Annotated in this window: 26 protein-coding genes; 18 read left to right on the top strand and 8 right to left on the bottom strand. The window is 70.6% G+C overall.

Features of this window, described 5'->3' with window-relative positions; all coding sequences use genetic code 11:
• Window positions 1-3: 3 nt before the first annotated feature.
• Entirely contained in the window at window positions 4-915 is a 912-nt protein-coding gene (locus tag K3888_RS01060) for a sulfite exporter TauE/SafE family protein (RefSeq protein WP_230928371.1), read from the top strand.
• Between the two features lie 212 nt (window positions 916-1,127).
• On the opposite strand, the gene K3888_RS01055 is transcribed toward K3888_RS01060, so the two are convergent.
• A complete protein-coding gene (locus K3888_RS01055; protein ID WP_230928370.1) occupies window positions 1,128-1,610 on the bottom strand; it encodes an RrF2 family transcriptional regulator in 483 nt (160 codons plus the stop codon).
• Between the two features lie 72 nt (window positions 1,611-1,682).
• Window positions 1,683-2,660 (bottom strand): sulfite exporter TauE/SafE family protein, encoded by a 978-nt coding sequence (locus K3888_RS01050; RefSeq protein WP_230928369.1) that lies wholly within the window; start codon window positions 2,658-2,660, stop codon window positions 1,683-1,685.
• A gap of 130 nt (window positions 2,661-2,790) precedes the next feature.
• On the opposite strand from K3888_RS01050, the gene K3888_RS01045 reads away from it, so the two are divergent.
• Both K3888_RS01045 and K3888_RS01040 read left to right on the top strand, forming a co-directional pair.
• Entirely contained in the window at window positions 2,791-3,606 is an 816-nt protein-coding gene (locus K3888_RS01045) for a 3'(2'),5'-bisphosphate nucleotidase CysQ (protein WP_230928368.1), read from the top strand.
• A 319-nt stretch (window positions 3,607-3,925) separates the two neighbouring features.
• Window positions 3,926-4,786, top strand: coding sequence for a hypothetical protein (locus K3888_RS01040; protein WP_230928367.1), 861 nt, complete (start codon window positions 3,926-3,928; stop codon window positions 4,784-4,786).
• 88 nt (window positions 4,787-4,874) lie between these two features.
• On the opposite strand, the gene K3888_RS01035 is transcribed toward K3888_RS01040, so the two are convergent.
• Window positions 4,875-5,270, bottom strand: a complete 396-nt coding sequence (locus tag K3888_RS01035) for a hypothetical protein (protein ID WP_230928366.1) — start codon at window positions 5,268-5,270, stop codon at window positions 4,875-4,877.
• A 178-nt stretch (window positions 5,271-5,448) separates the two neighbouring features.
• Between K3888_RS01035 and K3888_RS01030 the strand changes: the two genes are divergently transcribed.
• From K3888_RS01030 to rfbD, 5 genes are all read left to right on the top strand, one after another.
• Complete coding sequence (locus tag K3888_RS01030; RefSeq protein ID WP_230928365.1) at window positions 5,449-6,525, top strand: YihY/virulence factor BrkB family protein; 1,077 nt, start codon at window positions 5,449-5,451, stop codon at window positions 6,523-6,525.
• 181 nt (window positions 6,526-6,706) lie between these two features.
• On the top strand, window positions 6,707-7,753 hold the full coding sequence (locus K3888_RS01025) for a YihY/virulence factor BrkB family protein (protein ID WP_230928364.1): 1,047 nt from the start codon (window positions 6,707-6,709) through the stop codon (window positions 7,751-7,753).
• Between the two features lie 10 nt (window positions 7,754-7,763).
• Complete coding sequence (rfbB, locus tag K3888_RS01020) at window positions 7,764-8,810, top strand: dTDP-glucose 4,6-dehydratase (protein WP_230928363.1); 1,047 nt, start codon at window positions 7,764-7,766, stop codon at window positions 8,808-8,810.
• Window positions 8,807-9,688, top strand: coding sequence for a glucose-1-phosphate thymidylyltransferase RfbA (gene rfbA, locus K3888_RS01015; RefSeq protein WP_230928362.1), 882 nt, complete (start codon window positions 8,807-8,809; stop codon window positions 9,686-9,688). Before rfbB ends, rfbA begins: the two co-directional genes overlap by 4 nt.
• A 77-nt stretch (window positions 9,689-9,765) precedes the next feature.
• Window positions 9,766-10,686 (top strand): dTDP-4-dehydrorhamnose reductase, encoded by a 921-nt coding sequence (gene rfbD, locus K3888_RS01010; RefSeq protein ID WP_230928657.1) that lies wholly within the window; start codon window positions 9,766-9,768, stop codon window positions 10,684-10,686.
• Window positions 10,687-10,787: 101 nt separating this feature from the next.
• Here rfbD and K3888_RS01005 read toward each other — a convergent pair whose 3' ends face one another.
• Window positions 10,788-11,606: an oxygenase MpaB family protein gene (locus K3888_RS01005; protein ID WP_230928361.1), complete on the bottom strand. Its 819-nt coding sequence runs from the start codon at window positions 11,604-11,606 to the stop codon at window positions 10,788-10,790.
• A 254-nt stretch (window positions 11,607-11,860) separates the two neighbouring features.
• On the opposite strand from K3888_RS01005, the gene K3888_RS01000 reads away from it, so the two are divergent.
• From K3888_RS01000 to K3888_RS00980, 5 genes are all read left to right on the top strand, one after another.
• Complete coding sequence (locus K3888_RS01000) at window positions 11,861-12,667, top strand: SDR family oxidoreductase (RefSeq protein ID WP_230928360.1); 807 nt, start codon at window positions 11,861-11,863, stop codon at window positions 12,665-12,667.
• 1 nt (window position 12,668) lies between these two features.
• Window positions 12,669-13,220, top strand: coding sequence for an LpqN/LpqT family lipoprotein (locus K3888_RS00995; RefSeq protein WP_230928359.1), 552 nt, complete (start codon window positions 12,669-12,671; stop codon window positions 13,218-13,220).
• Between the two features lie 56 nt (window positions 13,221-13,276).
• Window positions 13,277-13,933 (top strand): dTDP-4-dehydrorhamnose 3,5-epimerase family protein, encoded by a 657-nt coding sequence (locus K3888_RS00990; protein WP_230928358.1) that lies wholly within the window; start codon window positions 13,277-13,279, stop codon window positions 13,931-13,933.
• A 162-nt stretch (window positions 13,934-14,095) separates the two neighbouring features.
• Window positions 14,096-14,233, top strand: a complete 138-nt coding sequence (locus K3888_RS00985; RefSeq protein ID WP_230928357.1) for a DUF8730 family Cys-rich protein — start codon at window positions 14,096-14,098, stop codon at window positions 14,231-14,233.
• Window positions 14,234-14,314: 81 nt separating this feature from the next.
• Complete coding sequence (locus tag K3888_RS00980) at window positions 14,315-15,091, top strand: enoyl-CoA hydratase (RefSeq protein ID WP_230928356.1); 777 nt, start codon at window positions 14,315-14,317, stop codon at window positions 15,089-15,091.
• A gap of 78 nt (window positions 15,092-15,169) precedes the next feature.
• Here the strand turns inward: K3888_RS00980 and K3888_RS00975 are convergent, their stop codons facing one another.
• Window positions 15,170-15,331 (bottom strand): hypothetical protein, encoded by a 162-nt coding sequence (locus tag K3888_RS00975; protein WP_230928355.1) that lies wholly within the window; start codon window positions 15,329-15,331, stop codon window positions 15,170-15,172.
• Window positions 15,332-15,370: 39 nt separating this feature from the next.
• On the opposite strand from K3888_RS00975, the gene K3888_RS00970 reads away from it, so the two are divergent.
• Entirely contained in the window at window positions 15,371-15,733 is a 363-nt protein-coding gene (locus K3888_RS00970) for a DUF4229 domain-containing protein (protein WP_230928354.1), read from the top strand.
• A gap of 178 nt (window positions 15,734-15,911) precedes the next feature.
• Here K3888_RS00970 and K3888_RS00965 read toward each other — a convergent pair whose 3' ends face one another.
• Window positions 15,912-16,709, bottom strand: coding sequence for a hypothetical protein (locus K3888_RS00965; RefSeq protein WP_230928353.1), 798 nt, complete (start codon window positions 16,707-16,709; stop codon window positions 15,912-15,914).
• A gap of 335 nt (window positions 16,710-17,044) precedes the next feature.
• Here K3888_RS00965 and K3888_RS00960 point away from each other — a divergent pair, with 335 nt between their 5' ends.
• The 4 genes from K3888_RS00960 to K3888_RS00945 all read left to right on the top strand — a co-directional run bounded on the left by K3888_RS00960 (window position 17,045) and on the right by K3888_RS00945 (window position 20,867).
• Window positions 17,045-18,157 carry a putative Ig domain-containing protein gene (locus K3888_RS00960; RefSeq protein ID WP_230928352.1) on the top strand — a complete coding sequence of 371 codons (1,113 nt, stop codon included), beginning with the start codon at window positions 17,045-17,047 and terminating at the stop codon, window positions 18,155-18,157.
• Window positions 18,158-18,320: 163 nt separating this feature from the next.
• Window positions 18,321-19,088 carry a hypothetical protein gene (locus K3888_RS00955; RefSeq protein WP_230928351.1) on the top strand — a complete coding sequence of 256 codons (768 nt, stop codon included), beginning with the start codon at window positions 18,321-18,323 and terminating at the stop codon, window positions 19,086-19,088.
• A 351-nt stretch (window positions 19,089-19,439) separates the two neighbouring features.
• Window positions 19,440-20,504, top strand: coding sequence for a hypothetical protein (locus K3888_RS00950; protein ID WP_230928350.1), 1,065 nt, complete (start codon window positions 19,440-19,442; stop codon window positions 20,502-20,504).
• A gap of 153 nt (window positions 20,505-20,657) precedes the next feature.
• Window positions 20,658-20,867 (top strand): hypothetical protein, encoded by a 210-nt coding sequence (locus K3888_RS00945; RefSeq protein WP_230928349.1) that lies wholly within the window; start codon window positions 20,658-20,660, stop codon window positions 20,865-20,867.
• 465 nt (window positions 20,868-21,332) lie between these two features.
• Here the strand turns inward: K3888_RS00945 and K3888_RS00940 are convergent, their stop codons facing one another.
• Window positions 21,333-22,259 carry a 1,4-dihydroxy-2-naphthoate polyprenyltransferase gene (locus tag K3888_RS00940; RefSeq protein ID WP_230928348.1) on the bottom strand — a complete coding sequence of 309 codons (927 nt, stop codon included), beginning with the start codon at window positions 22,257-22,259 and terminating at the stop codon, window positions 21,333-21,335.
• On the bottom strand, window positions 22,256-23,449 hold the full coding sequence (gene menE / locus K3888_RS00935; protein ID WP_230928347.1) for an o-succinylbenzoate--CoA ligase: 1,194 nt from the start codon (window positions 23,447-23,449) through the stop codon (window positions 22,256-22,258). Before menE ends, K3888_RS00940 begins: the two co-directional genes overlap by 4 nt.
• Window positions 23,450-23,472 lie beyond the last annotated feature (23 nt).

Below are 23,472 nucleotides of genomic sequence, written 5' to 3'. Positions count from 1 at the left end.
TCGGTGCCCGAGGCCCTCTGGACCTACGACTCGCTGGGCCTCCTGGTCGTCAGCGCCGTGATCGGCGTGGTGATCGGTCTGACGGGGATGGGCGGCGGCGCCCTGATGACGCCGGCGCTCATCCTCTTCGGGATCCCGCCCACCGCCGCGGTGGCCAACGACCTGGTGGTCAACGCGGTCAACAAGGTCGTCGGCGCGGGCGTGCACTGGCGGCACGGCAAACCGAACCTCAAGATCGCCTTCTGGCTGATCATCGGCTCGGTCCCCACCGCGTACCTCGGCGCCTGGCTGGTGCACGCGGTCGGCGCCGAGGACGTGCAGGGGATGCTCAAGAAGGCGATCGGGGCGACGCTCATCGTGGCCTCCACCGCCTACTTCCTGCGCGCGTTCTTCGAGATGTCCGGGAAGATCCGCACCGGTGACGACCCGGACCCGCCGGTCAAGCCCGTACTCACCCTGCTGGTCGGCGTGGTCGGTGGCCTGATGGTCGGCATCACCTCGGTCGGATCGGGGACCGTCATCATGATGTGCATCATGCTGCTGTACCCCACGCTGGCGGCGCTGCGGCTGGTGGGGACCGACCTCGTGCAGGCCGTCCCGCTGGTGATCGCGGCCGCGATCGGGCATGTCATGGTGACCGGCGTCGACTGGACCCTGCTGCTGCCGCTGCTCGTGGGCGGCGCCGTGGGGACGTTCTTCGGCTCGAGGTTCGCCGGCCGCGTGCCGGGCGGGCTCATCCGCCGCGGGATCACGATCGTGCTGGCCGTGACCGCCTCGGCGATGCTCGGTGCCTCGCCGCTGCTGATCGGCGTGATCGCTCTGGTGCTGGTGACCGTCGGCCCGCTGGTGTGGAAGCTGCTGGTGCGTCGCTACTCGGTGCATCTGGGAGAGCCCGCCGAGCCGGCGCGCGTCTGACGCCGGCCCGGGCTCACGCCTGACCGACGGTCACCCGAGCGCCGCCCCGATCTCGCCTCGGCCCGCCTCTCCCGAAGTCACCTCGCCCATCCGATTGCGACTCGCCTATGTGATCCCATAGGCAAGCCGCAATCGGATGGGCGGCGTCGTTCACCCGTTCACCCGTGTGCCGGTTCGGCGAGCGAGCGCCAGATCGGCCGATGCGGATTCTCTCAGCGCGGCTCCCACGCGTCGGTGTCGAGCGTCAGCTCGTGGACCTCACCCGGCAGCTGCCCGTTCGCCAGATCGGCGATCGTGACTGCGTCCATCACCCGGCGCAAGGCCGCCCGCGAGGCGATCCACACGTGCTGCAGGACCGCGGCCCGCTCGTTGTAGACCACCGACTCCGGGCGGACGTCGTAGACGCTGACGAGGGGGCCGTCGACGGCCCGCAGGACATCGGCGACGGTGATCCCCGAGGCCTCGCGGCCCAGGAACCATCCGCCGGTCTTGCCGCGGCGGCTGGCTACGATGCCGGCCCTGCGCAGGTCGGACAGGATCGCCTGCAGGAACCCGTGCGGTATCTCCTGTCGCCGGCCCAACTCCTCCGCGCTCAGCGGGTTCTCGCGGGGATCGTCGTCGGGGCTGGCCAGCTGGGCCGCCGCGAGTTCGACGAGCGCGCGCAGCGCATAGTCCGATTTCGCGGTGACCCTCATGCGGAACAGTGTCCCAGAGCCGGGCCGGCGCCGGGCAGGGGAGTGGGGCGCCCCGGCCCGCGTCGGGCAGGGTCATGCGCGGGCGGGGTCGGTTTCCTCGTCCAGGGCGGGTCCGGCCGCGGTGGTTGTGGTCCCGTCGACGGCGTCGTCGTCGTCCCGCTCTCCGGCCCCGCTCTCCACGGCGCCGCGGTCCCGGACGCGCCGCTCGGCGCGCACCGCCCACACGATCCCGGCGATCCACGCGGCGGCCAGGGCGACCAGGATCGGCGTCACGGCGGACGAGGGCGTGTCGGCCCAGAGCAGCAGGGTGCGGGAGTTGGTCACCACGATCAGGCCGCCGGCCGCGGTGCCGAGCACGCGCGCGGGCAGATGCTTGACGAGCCAGGCCGCGAGTGGCGCCACGAGCACGCCGCCGATGAGCAGCGCGGCGGCGTAGCCCCAGTTGATACCCGCCGCGCCCAGCCCCACGAGGAAGCCGAGCGAGCCACCCACGGCCACCACGAACTCGGAGGTGTCGATGGATCCGACGACCTTGCGCGGCTCGACCCGGCCCGAGGACAGCAGAGACGTGGTGCCGACCGGCCCCCACCCGCCGCCGCCGAGCGAGTCGAGCGTGCCGCCGACCAGCCCGAGGGGCACGAGGAAACCGGTGCGGACGCGGCCGCGGAATTCTGGACGTCGTCCGCCCAGGGCGAGGAAGCGGTAGAGCACGTACAGGCCCAGCGCGAGCAGGATCGCGCCGACGACCGGGGTGGCCGCATCGGCGGGGAGGCTCGACAGGACGGTCGCCCCGGCGAAGGCGCCGATCGCGCCGGGGACTGCGAGGATGCGCACGATCCGCCAGTCCACGTTGCCGAGTTTGTGGTGGGAGATTCCGGAGGCGAGCGTGGTGCCGATCTCCGCGAAGTGCACGGAGGCCGAGGCTGCCGCCGGCGCGATTCCGGCGGCGACCAGCAGCGTCGTGGACGTGACGCCGTAGGCCATGCCCAGCGACCCGTCGATGAGTTGCGCGATGGCGCCGACGACGCCGAGCACGATGAGTGTCTTCACGGGTGGTCCTTCAAGGTAGTGACTTCATCAAGTTGACTAGAACAGTAGACATAAGAGACAGGCTCTGTCTAGACCGATCTGTCTACGCCTTTGGCGTCCGCCGTTTCGGCCCGCCTCTTAGGCTGGGGGCATGACCGCCACGCGTACCCCGGACCAGCAGCTCGCCGTCGATCTCGCAGCGGAGGCCGGGCGCCTGCTCGTCGAGTTGCGAACGTCGGGCCCGACTGGCCGGGAACTGGGCGATCTCGGTGACCGCCGCGCCAACACGCTGCTGCTCGACCGGCTCGCCGCGGAGCGCCCCGGCGATGCGGTGCTGTCGGAGGAATCGAAGGACGACCTCGCGCGCGTCGACGCCGATCGCGTCTGGATCATCGACCCGGTCGACGGCACCCGCGAGTACGGGCTCGGCGACCGGCCGGACTGGGCCGTGCACGTCGCGCTGTGGGAGCGCGCGGGAGACCCGGCGCGGTCGCGTCTCACCGCCGCAGCGGTGTCGCTGCCAGCGCTCGGGGTGGTGTTGGGGGTCGACGACGACGAGAACTACGCCGACCCGGCCGGCAATCACGGGGTGGACGGCGGTGGCCTGCTGGCCCCTCGCACGGATTCCCGGCCGCGCATCGTCCTCTCGGCATCGCGACCTCCGGCCTTCGCGGACGCGGTCGCCCGCGCGGTGGGGGGCGAGCTCGTCCCGCTGGGTTCAGCCGGCGCCAAGACCGCGGCCGTGGTGCGCGGGGAGGCCGACGCCTACATCCACGCCGGTGGTCAGTACCAGTGGGACTCGGCCGCTCCGGCAGGGGTCGCGCTGGCCCGCGGTTTCGTCGCGCTGCGGGTGAACGGTGACCCGCTCGAGTACAACGTGGCCGAGACCTACCTGCCGGACCTCGTGGTGTGTCGCGCCGACCTCGCGGATGCGATCCTCAAGGCGATCGCCTCCGTGGCCGGCTGAGCCTACGGCCACACTCGGCTCGGCTCGCGACAGATTCGGCGGTGAGGGGGGGTGGCACCGGTCGGACCCGCTGACCTGCGGTGCCCTGAACGCCCCTTTCAGGGCAGCCCAGGTCAAGGCCCTGCGGGGCCCTGCCGGGAGGCCGCCCACGACCAGCGCCCGCCGGCCCGGCGTTCTGGCTCGACGACTCGCAGCAGGAGAGGGCTCTGGGGTCGGGCGGGCGTGAACTTGGCTTTCAGTTCCTTGTTCAGCCTCATGGCTGCGAGCGGACGTCCGCCTTGCTGTGCCGCGATTGGGACCCGTTGGGTACGGTTCGGCTGTGGCCGCGCACGGAGACGAGGAACCGACGAACCGGGGCGATACCGCCGGCACGGGTCCGGGGCCCGAGGTCTGGCGCCTGGTGCATCCGCGTCACGGCACGCTCGAGGTCGCGGTGGGCGGCCCGGCGCAGCTGCGCACGGTCGACCCGGGTTTTCCTCGCAAGACGAAGGAAGACGACGACACTGACGTAGACGACAGCGCGCCCATCACTCCCGGGTACGTCCTCCTTCGTGACGGGGACGTGGTGGCCCGTGCCCACCAGGTCGGCAATCACAAGGTCTCGATCTCCGGTGATCCGCCCGACCGCGGGAAGTTCACCGGCAACCTCTCGGTGCTCTCGGGCCCGCGGGTACAGATGCGCAGCAGCGCGTTCGCGACGGCGGTCCGCCAGGTGACCTTCCGCGAGGGCAGCGAGGTCGTTCACTTTGATCCGCCGCCGGGGTCCGCGGCCGAAACCCGCCTCGAAGCGATCGCCGCCTCCCCGTGGAAGCGGGTGGTCTATCCGGTTGCTGCGGGGGTGGGTAAATCCGGGTGGGCGATCGCGATGATCGTGTTGCTCCCGTTGATCGGCCGATTGCTGAGCCCGATCCTGGACTGGATCGCTGAGCGGATACCCGACATCGATATCCCGTGGCCCGACATCTCACTACCAAGCATTCCGTGGCCGGACATCTCTCTCCCGACGATCAACCTCCCCGAGGTGAACGTCCCGGGCTGGGTCGAGTTCCTGCTCGAATACTCGAAGGTGTGGGTGCCGCTGTTGGTCGGCGTGGCGATCGCGGTGGTGGCGGTCCGGCATTCGCGGAAGTCCCGCCGCATCAAACGCGAATGGGAGTCAGCGGGAGAAGTTCAGGAGTGAGCCGGGAACAGAACCGGCCCGGCCGCGCGGGTGCGGGGCCGGACCGGGCGCTGCTGCCAGGTGGACGACGCCGGGTGGCGTCAGGGGGTCACTTGTCGGTGACCAGCGCGCCGGCGATCGCCAGCATGAAGGCGTCCTTCGACAGGGACATGCCCTCCTGGCTCGGGCGGATCCCGTCGGACTCGGTCATGGCGGGGTTGCGGAAGTACATCGAGAGCAGGCCGGCGGAGAAGACGCCGAGCGCCGCGCCGGCGACCCTCTTGGGCACGATCGGCGTCAACAGCGCCGCGCCGATGCCGATCTCGGAGTAGGCGACGAACTTGCCGAAGGTGTCGGGGTCCATCTCGGCTACCGCGGGGACGCCGGTGGCGGCGAAGCCCTGCAGTCCCGCAGCGGCCTCGGTGGGCATGCCGCGCTTGCTCCAGCCGGAGTTGAGGACGAACGCGCCGGTGATTCCGCGGAGGATGGCATTGGACAGGCTCATGGGGTGCTCCTTCGATCGGGGTCTGTAGGTGTGATTGACGTGACACTTAGGTGACGTGACATCAAATAGCCTAACGCAGACGGCGCCGGATGTAATCCCCGCAGCATCCGTAGCTGATCGGCTCGGAAATCCAGCGTGGCGGATGCGCTCGGGACTCGTCGGTGGAAAGGTCGCCGGTATGAGCACGATCAGAGATGACGACAACACCGACCGGCCCGACCCGGACACCGACCCCGACGAGGGCAAGCCCGACTCGCCGACGTCGCTCACCGGCTCGGCCTGGAAGATCGGCATCAAGAGGGCTGTCGGTGAGTTCTCCCGCGACCAGTGCACCGACCAGGCGGCCGGCCTGACCTACTTCGCGGTGCTGTCCCTGTTCCCGGCCCTGCTGGCCGTGGTCTCCCTCCTCGGTGTGTTCGGCCAGGGCCAGGCCACCGTCGACGCGGTGATGGAGCTGCTCGAGGGCGCCGCGCCCGAGGAGACGCTCGCCGCCCTCCGTGGGCCCATCGACTCGCTGGTCACCACCCCGGCGGCCGGGTTCGCGCTGGTCGCCGGTATCGCGGGTGCCCTGTGGTCGGCCTCCGGATACGTCGGCGCGTTCGCCCGGGCCATGAACCGGGTCTACGAGGTCGAGGAGGGCCGCCCCTTCTGGAAGCTCAAGCCGTCCATGCTCCTGCTGACCGCCGTCATCCTGGTCCTGATCTGCATCGCCGGGCTCCTCCTGGTGATCAGCGGGCCGATCGCGGCCTGGGTGGGCGACCTGATCGGACTGGGTGATACCGCGGTCACGGTGTGGAACATCGCCAAGTGGCCGGTGCTCCTGCTCGTCGTCGTCGTCATCCTGGCCGTCCTCTACGGATTCGCGCCCAACGTCCGGCAGCCCAAATTCCGCTGGATCTCCATCGGCGCGATCGTCGCGCTGCTCGTGTGGGCCGTGGCCACCGGCGCCTTCGTGGTGTACGTGACCAACTTCGGCTCCTATAACGCCACCTACGGCTCGCTCGCCGGCGTCATCATGTTCCTGCTCTGGCTCTGGATCACCAACAACGCGTTCCTCTTCGGGGCCGAGGTCGACGCCGAGGTCGAGCGCGCCCGCGAACTGCAGGCCGGCATGCACGCCGAGGAGGCCATCCAGCTGCCGCCGCGGGACACCACGGCCAGCGACAAGGCCGAGGACAAGCGGCAGCAAACCATCGACGACGCGGCTGACGTGCGCCGCGAGGCCCAGGCCGAACAGGCCCGCAACCGCACCTGACCGGCCGGCCTCACACGCACACGGCTGAACCCGACCCGGCCCCCCGGCATCCGCTCCAGCGCCTGCCGGCGAGGGCGGGGTCGCACACCGCTGCTGCGCTGCCCGGTGCGGCCGGTGGTGTTGGCTGTCGGCGTGGCGCGGCTGACCGGCGAAGGGCCCCGCAGCGGCGACAATCGGGGGCATGACCCCAGGTGACACCGGCACGGCGATCCGCAGACGACTGCGCGTCGTATGGCTGGTGCTCACGCGCTCGATCTCCGAGTTCCTGCGCGACCGCGGCCCCGATCTCGCCGGCTCCCTCACGTACTACGGCGTGCTCTCGCTGTTCCCCGCGATCCTCGTGGTGATCTCGCTGCTCGGCGTGTTCGGCCAGGGCTCGCGGACCGTCGACGCCGTGATGGACATGCTCTCCGACGTGGCGCCGGGGGCGATCCTGGACCCGATCCGCGCCCCGGTCGAATCGCTGGTCACTGCCCCCACCGCGGGGCTCGCGCTGATCGTCGGTACGACGGTCGCCCTGTGGTCGTCCTCGCGGTACGTCTGGGCGCTCGGCCGTGCCATGAACAGGGTGTTCGGCGTCGAGGAGGGGCGGCCACTGTGGCGTGTGCTGCCGGCCGGGCTGGGGTTGACGGCGCTGCTCATCGTGCTGGTCGCCTTCGGCGGACTGGCGTTGGCATTCACCGGGCCGGTCGCCGCGACCGTCGGCGGGTGGATCGGGATGGGGAGCGAGGCCGTGGCCGTGTGGGAGCTGGCCAAGTGGCCGGCCACCCTGATCACCGCGATCGTCGCGCTGGCCGTGCTCTACCGGTTCGCGCCCAACGTCTCCGGCCGCCGGTTCCACTGGATCTCGCTCGGCGCGGCCGCGGCGCTGGTCATCATCGCTGCGGCGACCGCCGGATTCAGCTTCTTCGTCGTCAACTTCGGTAACTTCAACGAGGTCTACGGCTCGCTGGCGGGGGTGATCGTGTTCCTGCTGTGGCTGTGGCTGGTCAACATCGCCGTGGTCTACGGGGCGCGCCTCGACGCCGAGGTGCTCCGGGTCCGCCAGCTGCGGGCTGGCATCCCGGCGGCGGAGTCGATCCGGGTGACCCCGCGCGACACCCGCGCGCTCGTCGCGCGCGAACGCAGACGTGCCGCGATGATCGCCGAGTACCAGGCGATGTTGAGCGAACCAGAAGGAGCGGGCCGCGACGCGGGTATGGCCGGAGCGGAGGCCGCGCAGCGGTAGGGTTGCACACATGCGCCTCGTCGTCACCGGGGGAGCCGGGTTCATCGGCGCCAACTTCGTCCGCACCGTCGTCCGCGAGTACCCGTCGGCCCACGTCACGGTGCTCGATTCCCTGACCTACGCCGCCAACCGCGCGAGCCTTGCCGACCTGCTCGGGGAGGGGCCCGGCGGAACGGCTCGCGTCGATCTGGTGGAGGCGGACTGCGCGGACGCGGCCGTGACCGACCAGCTGGTCGCCGAGCTCTCCGGCCCGGGCGACGCCGTGGTGCACTTCGCGGCCGAGAGCCACAACGACAATTCGCTGGCCACGCCGTGGCCGTTCGTGCACTCCAACATCGTCGGAACCTACACGGTTCTCGAGGCGTGCCGCCGTCACGACGTCCGCCTGCACCACGTCTCGACCGACGAGGTGTACGGGGATCTGGAGCTGGACGAGGAGGCTAAGTTCACCCCGGCCACGGCCTACAACCCGTCGAGCCCGTACTCGGCCACCAAGGCCGGCGCCGACATGCTCGTCCGCGCCTGGGTGCGCAGTTTCGGGCTGCGGGCCACCATCAGCAACTGCTCCAATAACTACGGGCCGTACCAGCACGTGGAGAAGTTCATCCCGCGGCAGATCACCAACATCCTCGACGGTCGTCGCCCCCGCCTCTACGGGAGCGGGGCCAACGTGCGGGACTGGATCCACGTCGACGACCACAACTCGGCCGTACTGCGGATCCTCGCGGATGGCGAACTCGGCCGTACCTACCTCATCGGCGCCGACGGCGAGCAGTCGAACCTGCAGGTCATGCAGACGATCTGTGAACTGATGGACGTCACCGGAACGGACGGCGATCCCGGGTTCGACCACGTCACGGACCGGCCCGGCCACGACCTGCGATATGCGATCGACGCGAGTGCCACCCGGGAGGAGCTGGGCTGGGCGCCCCGGCACACCGATCTGCGCGCGGGTCTGCAGCAGACCGTCGACTGGTACACGGCCAACCGGGACTGGTGGGAGCCGGTCAAGGCACGCGTCGAGGCCAGGTACGCGAGCACGGAGAAAGTGCTGTGAAGGGGATCATCCTGGCCGGCGGCAGCGGTACCCGGCTGCGGCCGCTCACGTCGGCCACCAGCAAGCAGCTCATGCCGGTGTACGACAAGCCGATGATCTATTACCCGCTGTCCACGCTGATGCTGGCGGGGATCCGCGACATCCTGATCATCACCACGCCCGAGGACGCGCCCCGGTTCCGCCGACTGCTCGGCGACGGCGAACAGTTCGGCATCTCCCTGAGCTATGTCGAGCAGGCCGAGCCCGACGGCCTGGCGCAGGCGTTCGTCCTGGGCGCGGACCACATCGGCGACGAGCCGGTGGCGCTCGTCCTGGGCGACAACATCTTCTACGGCCCCGGCATGGGCACCCGGCTACGCCGCTTCTCGCAGGTCGACGGCGGCGCGGTGTTCGCCTACCAGGTCTCGAACCCGCAGGAGTACGGCGTGATCGACTTCGACGCCGAGGGGCGCGCCGTCAGCCTCGAGGAGAAGCCGGAGAACCCCGCCTCGGACTTCGCGGTCCCGGGCCTCTACTTCTATAGCGCCGACGTGGTGGAGGTGGCGCGCGCACTGAAGCCGTCGGCGCGCGGCGAGTACGAGATCACCGACATCAACCGCCACTACCTGCGGCAGGGTCGCCTGCAGGTGGAGGTGCTGCCCCGCGGCACCGCGTGGCTCGACACCGGTACGCACGACTCCCTCCTCGACGCGGGAAATTACGTGCGGACGATCGAGGACCGTCAGGGTCTCAAGATCGGCTGCCCGGAGGAGGTGGCGTGGCGGATGGGATATATCGACGACGACGAGCTCACCGAACGCGCCCGGGAGCTCGTCAAATCCGGTTACGGCTCCTACCTCCTCCAGATCCTCCGTCGCGAGAAGGGCAGGCGGTCGTGACGTCGGCCGCGGGCGGGGACGGCTCCGAACCGGCCGTCGCAGGCTCGAGCGGGCCCTGGGACTCCAGCCCGGGAGGTCTGCCGCGCATCCTCGTTCCGGGTGGCCGCGGCCAGCTCGGGCGGGCGCTGGCGGGGCTCGCCCGGGGCAAGGCCGTGACCCCGGGGAGGGGCGAGCTCGACATCGCCGACCCCCGCTCCATCGCGACTGCACTCGATCGTCTCGCGCCGGAGGTGGTGGTCAACGCGGCCGCGTACACGTACGTGGACGGCGCGGAGTCCGATGAGGAGGACGCGACCGCGCTCAACGTCGACGGCCCGCGGGCACTGGCGGCGGCGTGCCGCGAGCGGGGTATCCGCCTGATCCACATCAGCACCGACTACGTCTTCTCCGGCGAGGTGCCCGGCGGGGGCGACCCGGCGACCGCGCCCGGGCTCCAGCCCCACGACCCGACGGCTCCCGTCACGGTCTACGGCCGTACCAAGCTCGCCGGCGAGCGGGCCGTGTACGAGGAGCTGCCGGAGGCGACGGTGATCCGCACTGCCTGGCTCTACACCGGGGTGTGGCGGGTGATCGAGAACCAGCCGGGAAGCGACTTCGTGGCCACGATGATCCGCCTGGAGTCCGAGCGCGAGACGCTGAACGTGGTGAACGACCAGTGGGGCTCGCCCACGTACGTCTCGACCTTCGCCGATCAGGTGCTGATGTTGCTCGCCGCGGAGAAGGCCGGACGGGTCGACGCCCGCGGCCGCACGCACCATGTCACGGGCGGCGGCCGCGCAACCTGGTTCGATCTCGCCCGGACCGTATTTCAGTACCTCGGCGCCGACCCCGAGCGCGTGCGTCCGTGCTCGAGTGACGAGTTCCCCCGGCCCGCGCCCCGCCCGAGGTTCTCCGTGCTGGCGGACACCTCGTGGGGCGAGCTCGGATTGGCGCCGATGCGGGACTGGCGACGGGACCTCTTCCCGGGGGTGTCCTTTCTGGCGTCGCAGCGCGAATAGGTCGCTCTCGGCCAACGCGGCACCTCGTCGTCGTTCTCACAACACTCTCTCCCGGCGGACGGCGACGGATCACGGTGAGCAGCTACCGCCGCGGCCGGCCGTCAGGCGGGGCGGACCCGCATTGCCGACGGCGCCGCGATCGGTGCGCGCGTGGTGAGCCGCGGCAGACTCAGTCCCTGGTGCGCCTTGGAGATCCGGCCGAACACCGCGCTGCGGTCCATGGGTCGATGCGGCAGGTCCAGCGCGCGGCGGACGTCGGACGGGACCAGGCTGGCGGCGGCATCCACCACGGTGGTGCAGGAGCGGTGCGCGGTGACCGAGTTCTCGGCGACGCCGGGGCAGGCCTTGGCGTTCTCCCGCAGCTGGCGGGCCGCGCGCCGACCCGCGGTGGTGGCGCGGGCCCGGTCGCGGGAACTGCGTAGGAGCTGCTCGAGCTCGCGGGCCGAGGTGGGGAACGCGCTGGCGCCCTGCAGGTGCGCGATGCCGGCCCACTGGCGGACGTACTCGTCCGACTCCGCCGGGGTGAGGGGCTTGGCGGCGAAACGCTGGAACGCCGCGAGCAGCGACCAGGCGGTGGCGGCCTGCGCCCAGCACGCCAGCTCCGGGTCGGCGCCGTAGTAGTAGTCGCCGTGCTCGGTGGTGCCGCTGAGCGAACTGCGGTCCCGGTGGGCGTGATCGATGGTCACCATCGCGTCGTCGACCGTCCCGAACGTGGTGATCTCCACCAGGTCGTGCAGGTAGTCGTCCACGATCCACGGGTTCCGGGCCGCGCTGCCGGACCCGATGATCGCGGCGAACGCCGGGTTCGCGAGCAACATGAGCAGGGCCGTGGTGACGCCGAGCGGGGTGGCCGCGTCGCCATGCACGCGCCAGATCGGATCGCCCGGGCGGAACCACCGCGGGCCCGGGACGTCCAGCACAGAGCACACCGGTGAGTCCGACGCGTCGCGTGGAGCGAGTGGAGACACAGGCACCCCCTGGGTTTCGTGAGCCGCCCGAGGGGCGGCCGGCTGGGACCTGGTGGCGACTTTAGCGCGGCAGGGCCCGGACGGCGGGACGCACGGGCACATTCCGTGCGGCGTGTTCCGTCGCGAACCGAGCGATCACGACCGCGCGCTGCCCTCTAGGCTGGGCGTGAACAGCCACCAGACACTGACGTCGCAAGGAGTCGGCCGTGACACACCCCCCTCTTCCCTCCCCCCGTACGGGTCCGGTAGTTCCTGATCGGTTCGCCGGTCGGACCGCGATCGTCACCGGCGCAAGCCGCGGCATCGGCCTGGGGATCGCCCGCAGGCTCCTGGCGGAGGGCGCCTCGGTGGTCATCACCGCACGCGGTCAGGAGGGGCTGGACGCGGCCCTCGCCGAGCTCGACGCGCCGGGGCGGGTGGTCGCCGTGGCCGGGAAGAGCGACGACGAGGACCATCAGCGCGAGACCGTCGACCGGGCGGAGTCCGAGTTCGGGCCGGTCGACTTCCTGGTCAACAACACCGGTATCAACCCGGTGTTCGGGCGGACCGTGGACCTCGACCTGTCGGCGGCCCGCAAGATCGCCGAAGTCAACACGCTGGGCACCCTGGCGTGGACCCAGAAGGTGTACCACTCGGGGCTGGGCGAGCGCGGTGGCGCGGTGGTCAACATCGCCTCGATCGCCGGGATGGCGCCGTCGCCGGGGATCGGCTGGTACGGCTCGACCAAGGCCCTGGTGATGCGGCTGACGCAGGAACTGGCCGTGGAGGTCGGCCCGGCGGTGCGTGTCAACGCGATCGCGCCGGGTGTGGTCAAGACCCGCTTCGCCGAGGCGCTGTACGACGGCCGCGAGGAGGCCATGTCCGCGGCGCTGCCGGCCGGGCGGCTGGGGGTGCCGGACGACATCGCCGGCCCCACGGCGTTCCTCCTCTCGGACGATGCGCACTGGATCACCGGCCAGACGCTGGTCGTGGACGGAGGCGCCCACATGGTCGGCGCGGGACTGCAGGGCTGAGATGACGTCTATTCAGGAGTTCTGCGCCTCCACCGGGCGCAGCCTCGAGGCGAGCCCGCCGATGGCGGTGGCCGCACAGCCGCTGACCTGGGTGGACAACCCGCCGTGGCAGCGCATCGAGTCCCCGGAGCCGTCCGCGGTGATCTACGTGGACCCGGGCGCGCACCGCGACGGGTTCTCGCCGAACGCGGTGGCGACCTGCGCGCGGGTGTCCCCGCCGATGCCGACCGAGCAGGCCGTCGAGATGATCGTCTCGACCGCCGACGCGCTGACCGGCTGGGCCCTTCTCGAGCAGGTCGCCGGCGAGGGTGACGAGACCGCCGGCGCCGTCCGCAGTGTCTACCGCTACCTGCGCGGCACCTACACCGCCGAGCCGGGGGAGATGGCCACCTCGAGCCTGATCGTGGGGTGGAGCGATTCCGAGGCCACCTACGTCTTCCAGTTCGTCGTCACCGGGTGGCGCGAGGACACCGCGCTGCACGACGACGCCATGAGTTGCCTCCTGCTGGGCGAGTGGACGGCTGCGCAGATCGTCGACGCGATGCGGGGTTAGGGTGGTCGGCGTCCCCGCACGGGGACGTCCTCGATCTCGGGAAGGCGGGACCGTCAGTGCAGCTTCGCGAACTCAGTGTGACGGGGGCGTGGGAAATCACCCCTCGCCAGATCGCGGACGACCGTGGCGCGTTCCACGAGGCGTTCACCGATCCTGCGTTCCGGCGCATGACCGGCCATCGCTTCGACCTCGCCCAGGTCAACGTGTCCGTGTCCGGCGAGGGGGTGCTGCGGGGTCTGCACTTCGCGGAGGTCCCCCCGGGTCAGGCCAAGTACGTGCTGTGCCCATCGGGGACGGTCTTCGACGTCATGGTGGATGTCCGGGTCGGCTCACCCACGTTCGGTGAGTGGGCGGGCGTCATCCTCGATTCGACCGAGCAGCGGGCGGTCTACGTCCCCGAGGGCGTAGCGCACGGCTTCCTCTCGCTCGAGCCGCAGTCCACGGTGATGTACCTGTGTTCGGAGGGGTGGCGGCCCGGTGCCGAGCACGTGATCGACCCCTTCGACCCCAAGATCGCGATCGACTGGCCCTCGATGGCCTTGGACGGCACGCCCATCGACCACGTCATGAGCGAGCGCGATCGCGGCGCCCCGGGCCTGCTGGACGTCGCGGCGGCGGGTCGGTTGCCGAAGTGGGACGACTGCGTGGCGTACACCGACCGTCTGCGTGAGGCCACGCCGCGCGTGGACGAGGAGTGGCGCCCGGCCCACTGAGCGCGATCGGCCACCCGGTGTGAGGCGTATCCCAGGGGCGGCAGGTAGCGTGGGCGCCCGCCTGCACATACCCTAAGGGGTATATGGTCCGATGGTTCGGTCGGCGCGATACCGTGTCGGGCAGGCCATGGGAGAAGTCGACACGATCACAAGGAGATCACCATGTGTTACCCCGTCACCTGCACCGTCTGCGGCAAGACCACCTGGGACGGCTGCGGCCAGCACATCGACGACGTCAAGGTCGGAGTCCCCGCGGAGCAGTGGTGCGACGGGCAGCACGCCACCGCGACGGGGGCGTAGTCCGCGCCTTTCGCCGCGTCAGGTGGTGGCCGAGGGTAGAACCGAGGAAACGACTCCTCGTCCCCTTACCGGAGGCCCACGGTGAACACCCCCTACGTCCGTGTCGAGCGCAGCGGTCCGATCGCGCGCGTCATCCTCGACCGCCCCGAGCGGCGCAATCCGCTCTCCCTGCAGATGATGCGGGACGCGACCGCCGCGATCCGTGATCTCGGCGGGGACCCCTCGTGCGGCGTCGTCGTGGTGACCGGGTCGGGCCCGGCACTGTCGGCGGGGCATGAGATCAGTGAGATGGTCGACCGCACCCTGGAGCAGGAGCGGGAGGTCTTCACCACCTGTGTCGAACTGATGGAGAGCGTTCAGGCGATCCGCCAGCCGGTGATCGCGGAGGTCCAGGGCCACGCGGTGGCCGCCGGTTGCCAGCTCGTGGCGACCTGTGATCTCGCGGTTGCCGTGGATTCGGCCCGGTTCGGCACCCCGGGGGTGAAGATCGGGCTGTTCTGCTCGACCCCGATGGTGGCGGTCTCCCGGAACATCGGGCGGAAGCGCGCCATGCAGATGCTGCTCACCGGCGAGACGATCGACGCGGCGACCGCCGTCGACTGGGGCCTGATCAACGAGGCCGTCCCGGCGGACCGGCTCCGCGCCCGTGTCGATGAACTCGCCGCCCGTATCGCTGACGCGAGCCCACTCACCCTGGAGATCGGCAAGCAGGCTTTCTACCGGCAGATCGACCTGCCCCAGGACGATGCCTACCGTGCGATGGCGGAGACCATGGCCACCAACGCCGTCACCTGTGACGCGCAGGAGGGCATGTCCGCGTTCCTGGAGAAGCGCACGCCCGAGTGGCGCGGCGAGTGAGGGGACGGGCGTGCAGTCCGCGGTTGCGGAGTGCACGCCCGACGTCGTTGTGAGTTCTGCCCGATATCCCGACGTGGGTCAGGGATCGAGCGGCTTACGACGATCAAGGTCCCGGAGGAAGTCAGGGTCGTCGTCAGGCGCGATCACGCGCGGGGGAGCGGGCCGTGAGCCCGGGCCGAAGGCCCGCCACAGCAGAATCGCCACGGTGATCACTCCGATGAGTGCGAACAGCCAGATCACTCGAACCTCCTTCACACCACGATACGTATCCTGGGAGACATGAGCGAGCGAGATGAGTCAGTAAACCCGGCGGAGACCTCCGAGGGTGAGTCGGCTGCCGAATGGGAGACGCCCAAGCTGGACTCTCCCGGTGCTCGTCTGGCGCGGAACATGATCTTCTACACGATAGTCCGGCTGCTGCTGGTGCTCGCCCTGGCGCTGCTGGTCATCGGCATCGGCTACCTGGCGGGTGCCCAGGTGCCGGTCCTGGTCGCCGCGATCATCGCGGTCGTGATCGCACTGCCGCTGTCGATGGTGATCTTCAGCAAGCTGCGCTCCCAGATCAACTCGGACATCGCGGCTGTCGACGAGGGGCGCCGGGTCAAGCGCGAGGACCTGCGCCGGCGCATGAACGAGGCATGAGCCCGCGCGTCGTAGCGGTCGGGCGGTAGCCCGCAGTTGTCAGGCGACCGGGCCGGCCCCCGCAGGGGGACGGCCCGGTCCTGTCATCTCAGCACCGTCAGATCCGCACCAAACAATCCGCACACCCTTACTCACGATGGGCGAGCCGCGACAGCGGGTTCTCTGGGCCGGCCGCGGACTAACGCGGGACCGGAGCGTAGGAGCCGTGAGACCCGAGCGAACCGAACGGCCCGGTCGGGCCGGCCGATTCGACCGAGGTCGGGGGAGCCGCGGGTCGACTCTGCTGGGCCCCGGTGGTGGTGGGGACCTCGGTCGGCCGGCCCGGCTCAGACGATCCCGGCGCGGTGGGCGAGGTCTCGGTCTCACCAGGGTTGCCGGTGCCAGGCGTGGTCTCGCCGGGCTGGGTGGGCTCCGTGGGGTCTGTCGGGCCGGGCGAAGTCGAGGGCGGCGTGGTGGGCGACGTCTCGCCGGGGGTGGGCGTCGTGGACTCGGAATCCGGGTCGTCCGTCTCGGAGGTCGTTTCCTCGCCCTCGAGCTGGTCGCGGTCCTCGTCGGTGACTCCCTCGGGGCCGGCGTCGGTGCGCGGCTGAGCGGGCGTCCACTGGTAGGAGTCGGTCGTCTCCGACACGGGGTTCTCGCGCGTCGGCGCGAGGCTGCCCGCGTCGGCGTCCGGCACGTACAGCGCGCCTGGCGCGGGCTGTACGCCGATGTAGTAGCGGCTGAGGCAGTGGTCGGTGACGTTCTGCGATCCGTCGGTGAAGAACGTCATACCGGGAGTGCCGCCGTCGGCCTCGGTGGCGCACCGCGCGATGAAACGGCCCGGCTGAGCCTCCTCCTCAGTGGTCTGACTGGGAGAGGTCAGTTCGGCCGCGGAGGCGGACCGGGGCGCCTCGGAGAGGACCTGCGGTTCCGGCTGCGCGCACGACGCCGCCAGCAGCGCAATTGCGCCGGCGGACAGGAGCACCCGATTTCGCATAACGATAGTGTCTCAGTTCTGTCAAAGGATGGCTACCACTGAAGCGTTAAAGACTTCGGATAGTCCGGAAGATCACGTTCTCTTCTCCGGGCACGGCGACGCCGCTCGCGCCCGTCAACGCCTCTTCTGTCCTGATCGGCGGCGGATCGTGGAATGTTACCGGCGGTCTCTTGGTCAGGGCCGACGGCTGGGCGTTCGGAGGTCATCGGAAAGAGATGTAAGCGGTCGGCCCACCGCGAACCCTGTGGCTAGTGTGACATATGTGACGTATGGTGCCTGTGTGATTGGGTGTTCCCGGTCGCGTCACGTCCACTCCTCGACGACAAGGTGGCCTCATGTTCCAGCGACGCCCTGACCGCACCGTCCCCCGCTCTCGTTCCCTCGTGCTCGGGGGTGCGCTCGCCGCGCTCGCCGTGGTCGGCGGCGGCACGGTGGCCGCCGTCAACTCGCCGGCGGAGGTCGGGGCCGAGGGGATCCAGCTCACGCAGAACGCTGCCGCACAGGGCGCGGCCCAGGAGATGCCCCTCGGGACCGAGGTGAACCTGGATCTGGAGCCCGTGGTGGCGCAGGCCGCGGGCGGGACGATCCCTGACGGGACCACCGTCACGGTCACGGGCCTGCCTGACGGTCTCACCCAGGACGGGTGGGTCATCTCCGGCACCCCGACGCGGGCCGGCGAGTACGACGTGCTGGTCACGGTCTCCAACGCGGACGTCTCGCGCTCGCAGCGGGTCACGATCACCGTGACCGAGGGCGCAGAGGGGGCCACGGACCCGACCGTCACCTCCGCTCCGTCTGAGACGACGGACCCGTCCGCCGGCACCGGGCCGGCCACGCAGGTCGAGCCGACGCTTTCGGCCGTCCCCGGTGAGCGGGCGCGTGGCGCCGCCGAGGAGCCCGGCTCCGGCGAAGGTATCGGTGGAGAAGGCGGTGGCGACGGAACGGGAGTCGACAACGACAACGACAACGACAACGACGATGACGGCAACAACGACGGCACCGGTGGCAACACCGGGACCGGAGGCGACGGCGAGGGCGGCACCGGAGGCGACGGGGCCGAGACCACTCCCGACCTGTGTTCGGTTCTCGGTGGCGGTCAGGCCGATGGGTCGTCCCTGGCACAGTTGCTGCCGACTATGGGCGACGAGGACTCCGCCTCCACCGGCCTGGTGATGGTGCTGGTCAATGCGGTCGTGGGCCTGCTGCCATCGGTGCTCGGTGAGGACGGCCCGTTCGGCGACCTCGGCTCGGCGGGGGAGATGCTGTGCACTCTGGCGCCGGGGCTGCTCGGTGGGCAGGGCGGGGCGACCGCCGCGGACGGGGGAGCGGCCGCGACGACCGGGGCGCCGGCGGACGCTCAGCTCCAGGGGGCGGCCGCCGCGCTGCCCATCGCGCCGACCGCGCTCCTGGGTCTGCTCACCACGGGCGCCGGAAGCCTGGGCGAGTGACGTCGGCCGGCGGAGCGGCCGACTTCGCGGGACCGTAGTGCGCTTGAGACCGGTTGTCGGACCGGCGCGATAGGCTTCTCCTGTCGTCACCGGCCCTCGGGCTTCCCGGGCTCGACATGAGTCGTCGCCCATCGCTGCACTGCCATAAAGGAGTCCGCCAGCCATGTTCGCCCGCAAGGTCGTCACCGCCTCCGCTGCCGCGCTCGCCCTGGCGGCACTCTCTGCCCCCGTCGTGAGCGCGCAGGATGGCGGCTCCGATTCCGGTTCGCTTCCGGTTGAGGGGTTGCTCGGTGGGAGTCTCGCGGGCGGATCGCTCGCCGTGGATTCGGCCGGCGAACCGGATCCCGATACGGAGGACGGGCCCGGCCAGCCGGACGGTGATCCGGCCCCCGGTGGCGGTAGCGGCTCCGCGGGATCGGGCGGCGGCGACAGCAGTCTTCCCGACCTGGCACCTGAGGACGGCGCGGTGTGCAATCTGCCGGACCTGGGTGGCTCGGTCGCCAAGTTCTATCCGCTGTTCGGAATCGACGGGATCCCTGCCGGGGTGTTCGACATCGTCACCTCCGCCCTGGACACGTTCCCGAACCTGCTCGATATCGTGGCGGGCGAGGGGAGGGGCACTGAACTCCTTGGTCGGACTGGCTCGCTGGACGAGGGTCTGTGTAAGACGATCTTCGGCGGCCAGATGGTGATGCCGCCTGTCACCGTGATCGTCGACGGTGACGGTCAGCCCGTGACCACGGTCACGGGCACCGTCGCTCGCGCTCCTCAGGAGATCGGTGCCGCCTCGTCACCCGCCTCCGTCACCTCTGTTCCGGTTGCAGGGGCTGCGCACTCCGGCACCGGCGATCCCGCTCGCGTGTCCGCGCCCGCTGACGTCGATGAAGCGGGCGCCCGTCCCGCGCTTCCGACCACCGTTCCGGTGTCCTGACACCGCGCAGCTGGCGCAGGCCAGCTGAGGAAGCCGGCGGACAAAGCCGGCGTCACGGCGCGAACTGCCCGGCCCCCCGTGGGGCCGGGCAGTTGCCATTTGTCGCCCTCGGCGGCGCATCCCGCGCGGTGTGCGTCGCGGCCCCGGGGCGGGCGGTAGTCAGGAGATAAGTCCCTGCCCACATCAAGCTTCATACCCCAGGGGGTGTGTTACTAGTGTGATTGATGAGACATAAGTGATCAATGAGTTAAAAGTAGACAGTTGGTGTGCGAGTGGTTAGAGTGACTCTCGTAATGGTCTGCGCTCTCATTTGGGAGTGAGCGATCGAACCCCTCCGGAAGGAATCAGCCGATGCGTGATCGCCTCGCCCGTCCTCGTCGTATCGTCCGGGGCCGCCTCGTCGCCCCCATCGCAGCCGCCGCAGCTGTCGCATTGGTAGGTGGCGTCGTCGTCGCCACTCCCGATGCGCCGACCGTCCGTCAAGACGTCCAGACCGTCGCGGTGACCATCCCCGGGTTCACTGCCGGAGCGCAGGTCTCGTACGACGTCGGCCAGATCATGTGGACCGGCAGCATGGCAGGCCTCGAGGTCACCGATGTGACGGGCCTACCTGATGGCCTGAGCTTTGAGAACGGCGTCATCGTCGGTACTCCCGCAGTCGGTGGTGTCTTCGACGTGATCGTTCACGGCACGATGAACGGCGAGGCCGTCACCCTGCCCGTGCAGCTGATCATCAACAATGTCGACGGAACGGCGCCGGCCGGCTTCGACGCCGGCTCGTCGGGCGCCGTGCAGGGCAGCCTCGGCGGCGAGGCGGAGGCCGGCGGCCAGATCGTCACCGGCTCCGAGGGTGCGGACTCGCTGCTCGACGCAGTCGCCAGCATCGTCGTCGCCCTCGGCGGTAACTCGGACTCCGTCGGTGAGCTCGCGACCGGGTCGACGGGCGGCACCGACACTCCGGGCGGCCCGCTCGGCTCGCTGACCGACACCGAGGGCGGCCCGGCCGGCTCGACCACCGAGGGCGAGGCCACCGGCGGTGCCGAGCTGACCACCGAGGGCGAGATCACCGTTCCGGGCTCGTCGGTCCCCGGTTCCACCACCACGGGTACCACCGGCTCGCTCGGCAACGTCGCACCGGGTCTCGCCCTGACCGGTGCCGCCCTGCTGGGCCTGGCCGGCCTGAGCATCGTGCTGAACGGCGGGTCCTCGACTCCGGGTGCCTCCTCGAGCGTGCCGGCGCTGCTCGGCTCCAGCACCGGGGGGACGACCACCGGCGGTTCGACCGGATCGGGCCCGAACGGCTCGTCGACCAACAGCCCGGGTGGCTCGGCGGGCTCGGTCGCCCCGACCGTCGCAGCCGGCTCCCCGAAGAAGCCCCAGGCCCCCGGCCCCACGGTCGCCAATGGCCGCGGCTGACCGCTAGAGACTCCCGGCGGCCGGGCAGGTCGTCGGTGACCCCGTCAACCCCGGTAGTCGTCTCCTCACGCGAGATGACTACCGGGGTGGCGTGTATTTCGGGCTACGGTGGTCGGGTCGCGGTGTCGCGGCAACAACGTGCGAAAGGCTGTAGTGCGCATCTCCCGACCTGTCATCGCCTCCGTCGTCGCCCTCGGTGCCATGTCCGCGGCCGGGTTCGCGGCCGGCGCGGTCGAGGATCCCGAGGTCGCACCACCGGTTGTGGAGACTGCTGAGCTCCCACATTCGACCATCAATCCGGACGCCGAGCGGTCGGACAATGAGCAGCCGGACGCCGAACAGTCGGGCGTCCCGCGGCCCTAGCCGGACTTTCCACCGTCACGTCGCCAGGCAGAATGAGCGCGCCCTACGGAAGGTGCGCTGACTGCGTGCGGCAGCACCAGCCACGCCACCGCTGCCGCGCCGCGCCGCGCCGCAGGTCGGCAGCCCGGCCACTTCGTCGACATCACTGCGATTCTTGGTAGCACCATGGTTCGATGCGGGCGAGAATCTCGCCGTGGTGCCATCAAAAATCGCGGCCCCCACGGATGAGGGGTTGGGCCTGATCGCGGGCGGAGGACCGGAGTCACGAACGACCCGCCCTGTGGATTTCGATCTACTTCGCGGGCACCGTGAGGGGATCGACATTCGGCGTGCGAATCGGCTCCAGGCGTGGGCGAACCGCAATCTGTCGGGTGAATCCGGAGGGCGAATCGCTGTGAAGCGCGAACGCCGAAGCCGAGGGCAGCGCCGAGCACGCGCGCGGCGCCGACATGCCGCCGCCGGCGGCTACAGCGTGGCGATCAGGAAGCCGCTGCTGACGAGCACGCTCCAGGCGAGCATCGCGACCCCGGCCATACCGAGCGCCGGAATCAGGTCGGCGCCGGAGGCCCGCGCCCGGACCGGGCCGTTGGCCTTCCACGCAATCGGCATCGCGATCAGTCCGAGCAGCGCCCACGGGGTGGCCGGAATCAGCGCGAGTGTGGCCAGAAACGGCACGAGCAGTTCGAGCACAGCGTGCAGGCCGCGCGTGTTGGAGTCGCCGAGGCGCACGGCGAGGGTGACCTTGCCGGCCTCCGTGTCCGAGGGGATATCACGCAGGTTGTTGGTGAGGTTGACCGCGCACGAGAAGCTACCCACCGCCACGGCCGCGACCACCGCGTACCAGGTGATCGACCCGAGCTGGGTGAACTGCGTGCCGAGCACGGCCACCAGTCCGAAGAACACGAACACCGCGACCTCGCCGAGCCCGCGGTAGCCGTAGGGGGTCTTGCCTCCGGTGTAGAACCAGGCGGCAAAGATGCAGGCCAGTCCCACGAGGATGAGCCACGGTGCCGACGTCGCGCTGAGTACGAGACCGGCCGCGCCGCCGAGGCCGAGGAACGCGAACGCCGCCCGCTTCACCCTCGCCGGCTTGGCGAGCCCGGAGCCGACCAAACGCAGCGGCCCCACGCGCTCGTCGTCGGTGCCACGGATCCCGTCGGAGTAGTCGTTGGCGTAGTTGACGCCCACGATGAACGACCAGGCCACGACCAGCGCCAGTAGCGCCTGCCACCAGACGAACCCGCCGGCCAGCCCGGCCGCCGCCGAGCCGACCAGCACCGGGGCGAACGCGTTGGGCCACGTCCGCGGACGGGCGCCCTCCACCCAGTGGGTCAGGGTGGCGCCGCCGGACTCGGCGGGGATGTCGGGGGACTGGAAGGTCTCGCGGGTCATTCTGTGATTGTCCCATCGATGACGCCCCGGGCGACGGCGCGTCGGTCCACTTTGCCGCCCGGCAGCGTGGGGAGCTCGGGCAGGACCGCCACCGTGGTGGGGGCCGAGTGCGCGCCGAGGATCGAGGTCACGTGAGCGCGCAACTCGTCCGGCGCGGCGGGGGCGCGGAGGGTCACCGCCGCGACGGGCCGTGCGCCGAGTCTGGTGTCGGGGATCCCCACGACGACGACGTCGACCACAGCCGCGTGCTGCCGGAGCGCATCCTCCACGGTCTGAGGCAAGAGCGTCAGGCCGCCGACACTGATCGCGTCGTCGAGTCTGCCGAGGATGCGGAGCCGGCCATCCGGTTCGAGCCGGCCGGCATCGTCGGTCCGGAACCAACCGGTGCGGGCGAACGCAGGATGGCCTGGTGCATTGCGGTATCCCAGCGCGACCTGCGGCCCCGCCAGCCAGACGCGGCCCGAGGCGGTGTCGTCGTCCTCGATGTGGACCTCCACCCCCTCCAGCGGGACACCGTCGTACACACACCCGCCCGCGGTCTCGCTCATGCCGTACGTGCGCACCACGCGGATCCCGGCGTCAGCTGCGCGGGCGAGCAGCTCGGGAGGCGCCGCGGCGCCACCGAGCAGGATGGCATCGAGTCGGGCGAGTGCCGCGACGGCCCCGGGAGATCCTTCGTCGAGCACCTTCGCGAGCTGGCCCGGGATGAGCGAGGTGTAGCCACGTGCCCCGCCGGCCACGCACGCCTGCACGGCCGAGGGCAGGCCCGCCGGGTCGAACCCGCCGGACAGGTCCATCACCACCGGGTCGAACCCGGCACGCAGCGACCGCAGGATCACCTGCAGTCCGGCGATGTGGTGGGCCGGCAGCGCGAGGAGCCACCGGCCCGGCCCGCCGAGGAACACATCGGTCGCCGCAGCGGAGAACCCCAGCGCGGCTGCGGACAGCATCGCGCCCTTGGGCGTCCCCGTCGAGCCGGAGGTGCTCACCACCATGGCGGCACGAGCGTCGATAGGCTCGCCCGGCCGCTGGCTGTCGACGAGCAGACGTGTGCGCGCAGGGTCCTCTGCGGGCACCGGCAGCAGGGTGGGCCCGTGGCCCGAGAGCATGTCCACCAGCCGGGGGAACACCTCGGCCACCGCCGGCCCCGCCGGCACGGGAAGGATGCGCAGTTCGCGGGTGTCAGTCACGGCTTCTCTGGTGCCTCGGGCCT

Origin of the sequence: Dietzia aurantiaca, from assembly GCF_021033825.1 — a bacterium.
In the GTDB taxonomy this organism is placed as follows: domain Bacteria; phylum Actinomycetota; class Actinomycetes; order Mycobacteriales; family Mycobacteriaceae; genus Dietzia; species Dietzia aurantiaca.
The sequence above is the reverse complement of the archived record's forward strand: the minus strand, read 5'-3'. Positions and strand labels throughout refer to the sequence as shown.

Bases quoted from the DNA above. Each gene is read 5' to 3' on its own strand.
- K3888_RS01055 (WP_230928370.1), bottom strand. From the start codon at position 1,610: ATGAGGGTCACCGCGAAATCGGACTATGCGCTGCGCGCGCTCGTCGAA.
- K3888_RS01045 (WP_230928368.1), top strand. From the start codon at position 2,791: ATGACCGCCACGCGTACCCCGGACCAGCAGCTCGCCGTCGATCTCGCA.
- K3888_RS01035 (WP_230928366.1), bottom strand. From the start codon at position 5,270: ATGAGCCTGTCCAATGCCATCCTCCGCGGAATCACCGGCGCGTTCGTC.
- K3888_RS01030 (WP_230928365.1), top strand. From the start codon at position 5,449: ATGAGCACGATCAGAGATGACGACAACACCGACCGGCCCGACCCGGAC.
- K3888_RS01025 (WP_230928364.1), top strand. From the start codon at position 6,707: ATGACCCCAGGTGACACCGGCACGGCGATCCGCAGACGACTGCGCGTC.
- rfbB (WP_230928363.1), top strand. From the start codon at position 7,764: ATGCGCCTCGTCGTCACCGGGGGAGCCGGGTTCATCGGCGCCAACTTC.
- K3888_RS00995 (WP_230928359.1), top strand. From the start codon at position 12,669: ATGACGTCTATTCAGGAGTTCTGCGCCTCCACCGGGCGCAGCCTCGAG.
- K3888_RS00985 (WP_230928357.1), top strand. From the start codon at position 14,096: ATGTGTTACCCCGTCACCTGCACCGTCTGCGGCAAGACCACCTGGGAC.
- K3888_RS00970 (WP_230928354.1), top strand. From the start codon at position 15,371: ATGAGCGAGCGAGATGAGTCAGTAAACCCGGCGGAGACCTCCGAGGGT.
- K3888_RS00965 (WP_230928353.1), bottom strand. From the start codon at position 16,709: ATGCGAAATCGGGTGCTCCTGTCCGCCGGCGCAATTGCGCTGCTGGCG.
- K3888_RS00960 (WP_230928352.1), top strand. From the start codon at position 17,045: ATGTTCCAGCGACGCCCTGACCGCACCGTCCCCCGCTCTCGTTCCCTC.
- K3888_RS00955 (WP_230928351.1), top strand. From the start codon at position 18,321: ATGTTCGCCCGCAAGGTCGTCACCGCCTCCGCTGCCGCGCTCGCCCTG.
- K3888_RS00950 (WP_230928350.1), top strand. From the start codon at position 19,440: ATGCGTGATCGCCTCGCCCGTCCTCGTCGTATCGTCCGGGGCCGCCTC.
- K3888_RS00940 (WP_230928348.1), bottom strand. From the start codon at position 22,259: ATGACCCGCGAGACCTTCCAGTCCCCCGACATCCCCGCCGAGTCCGGC.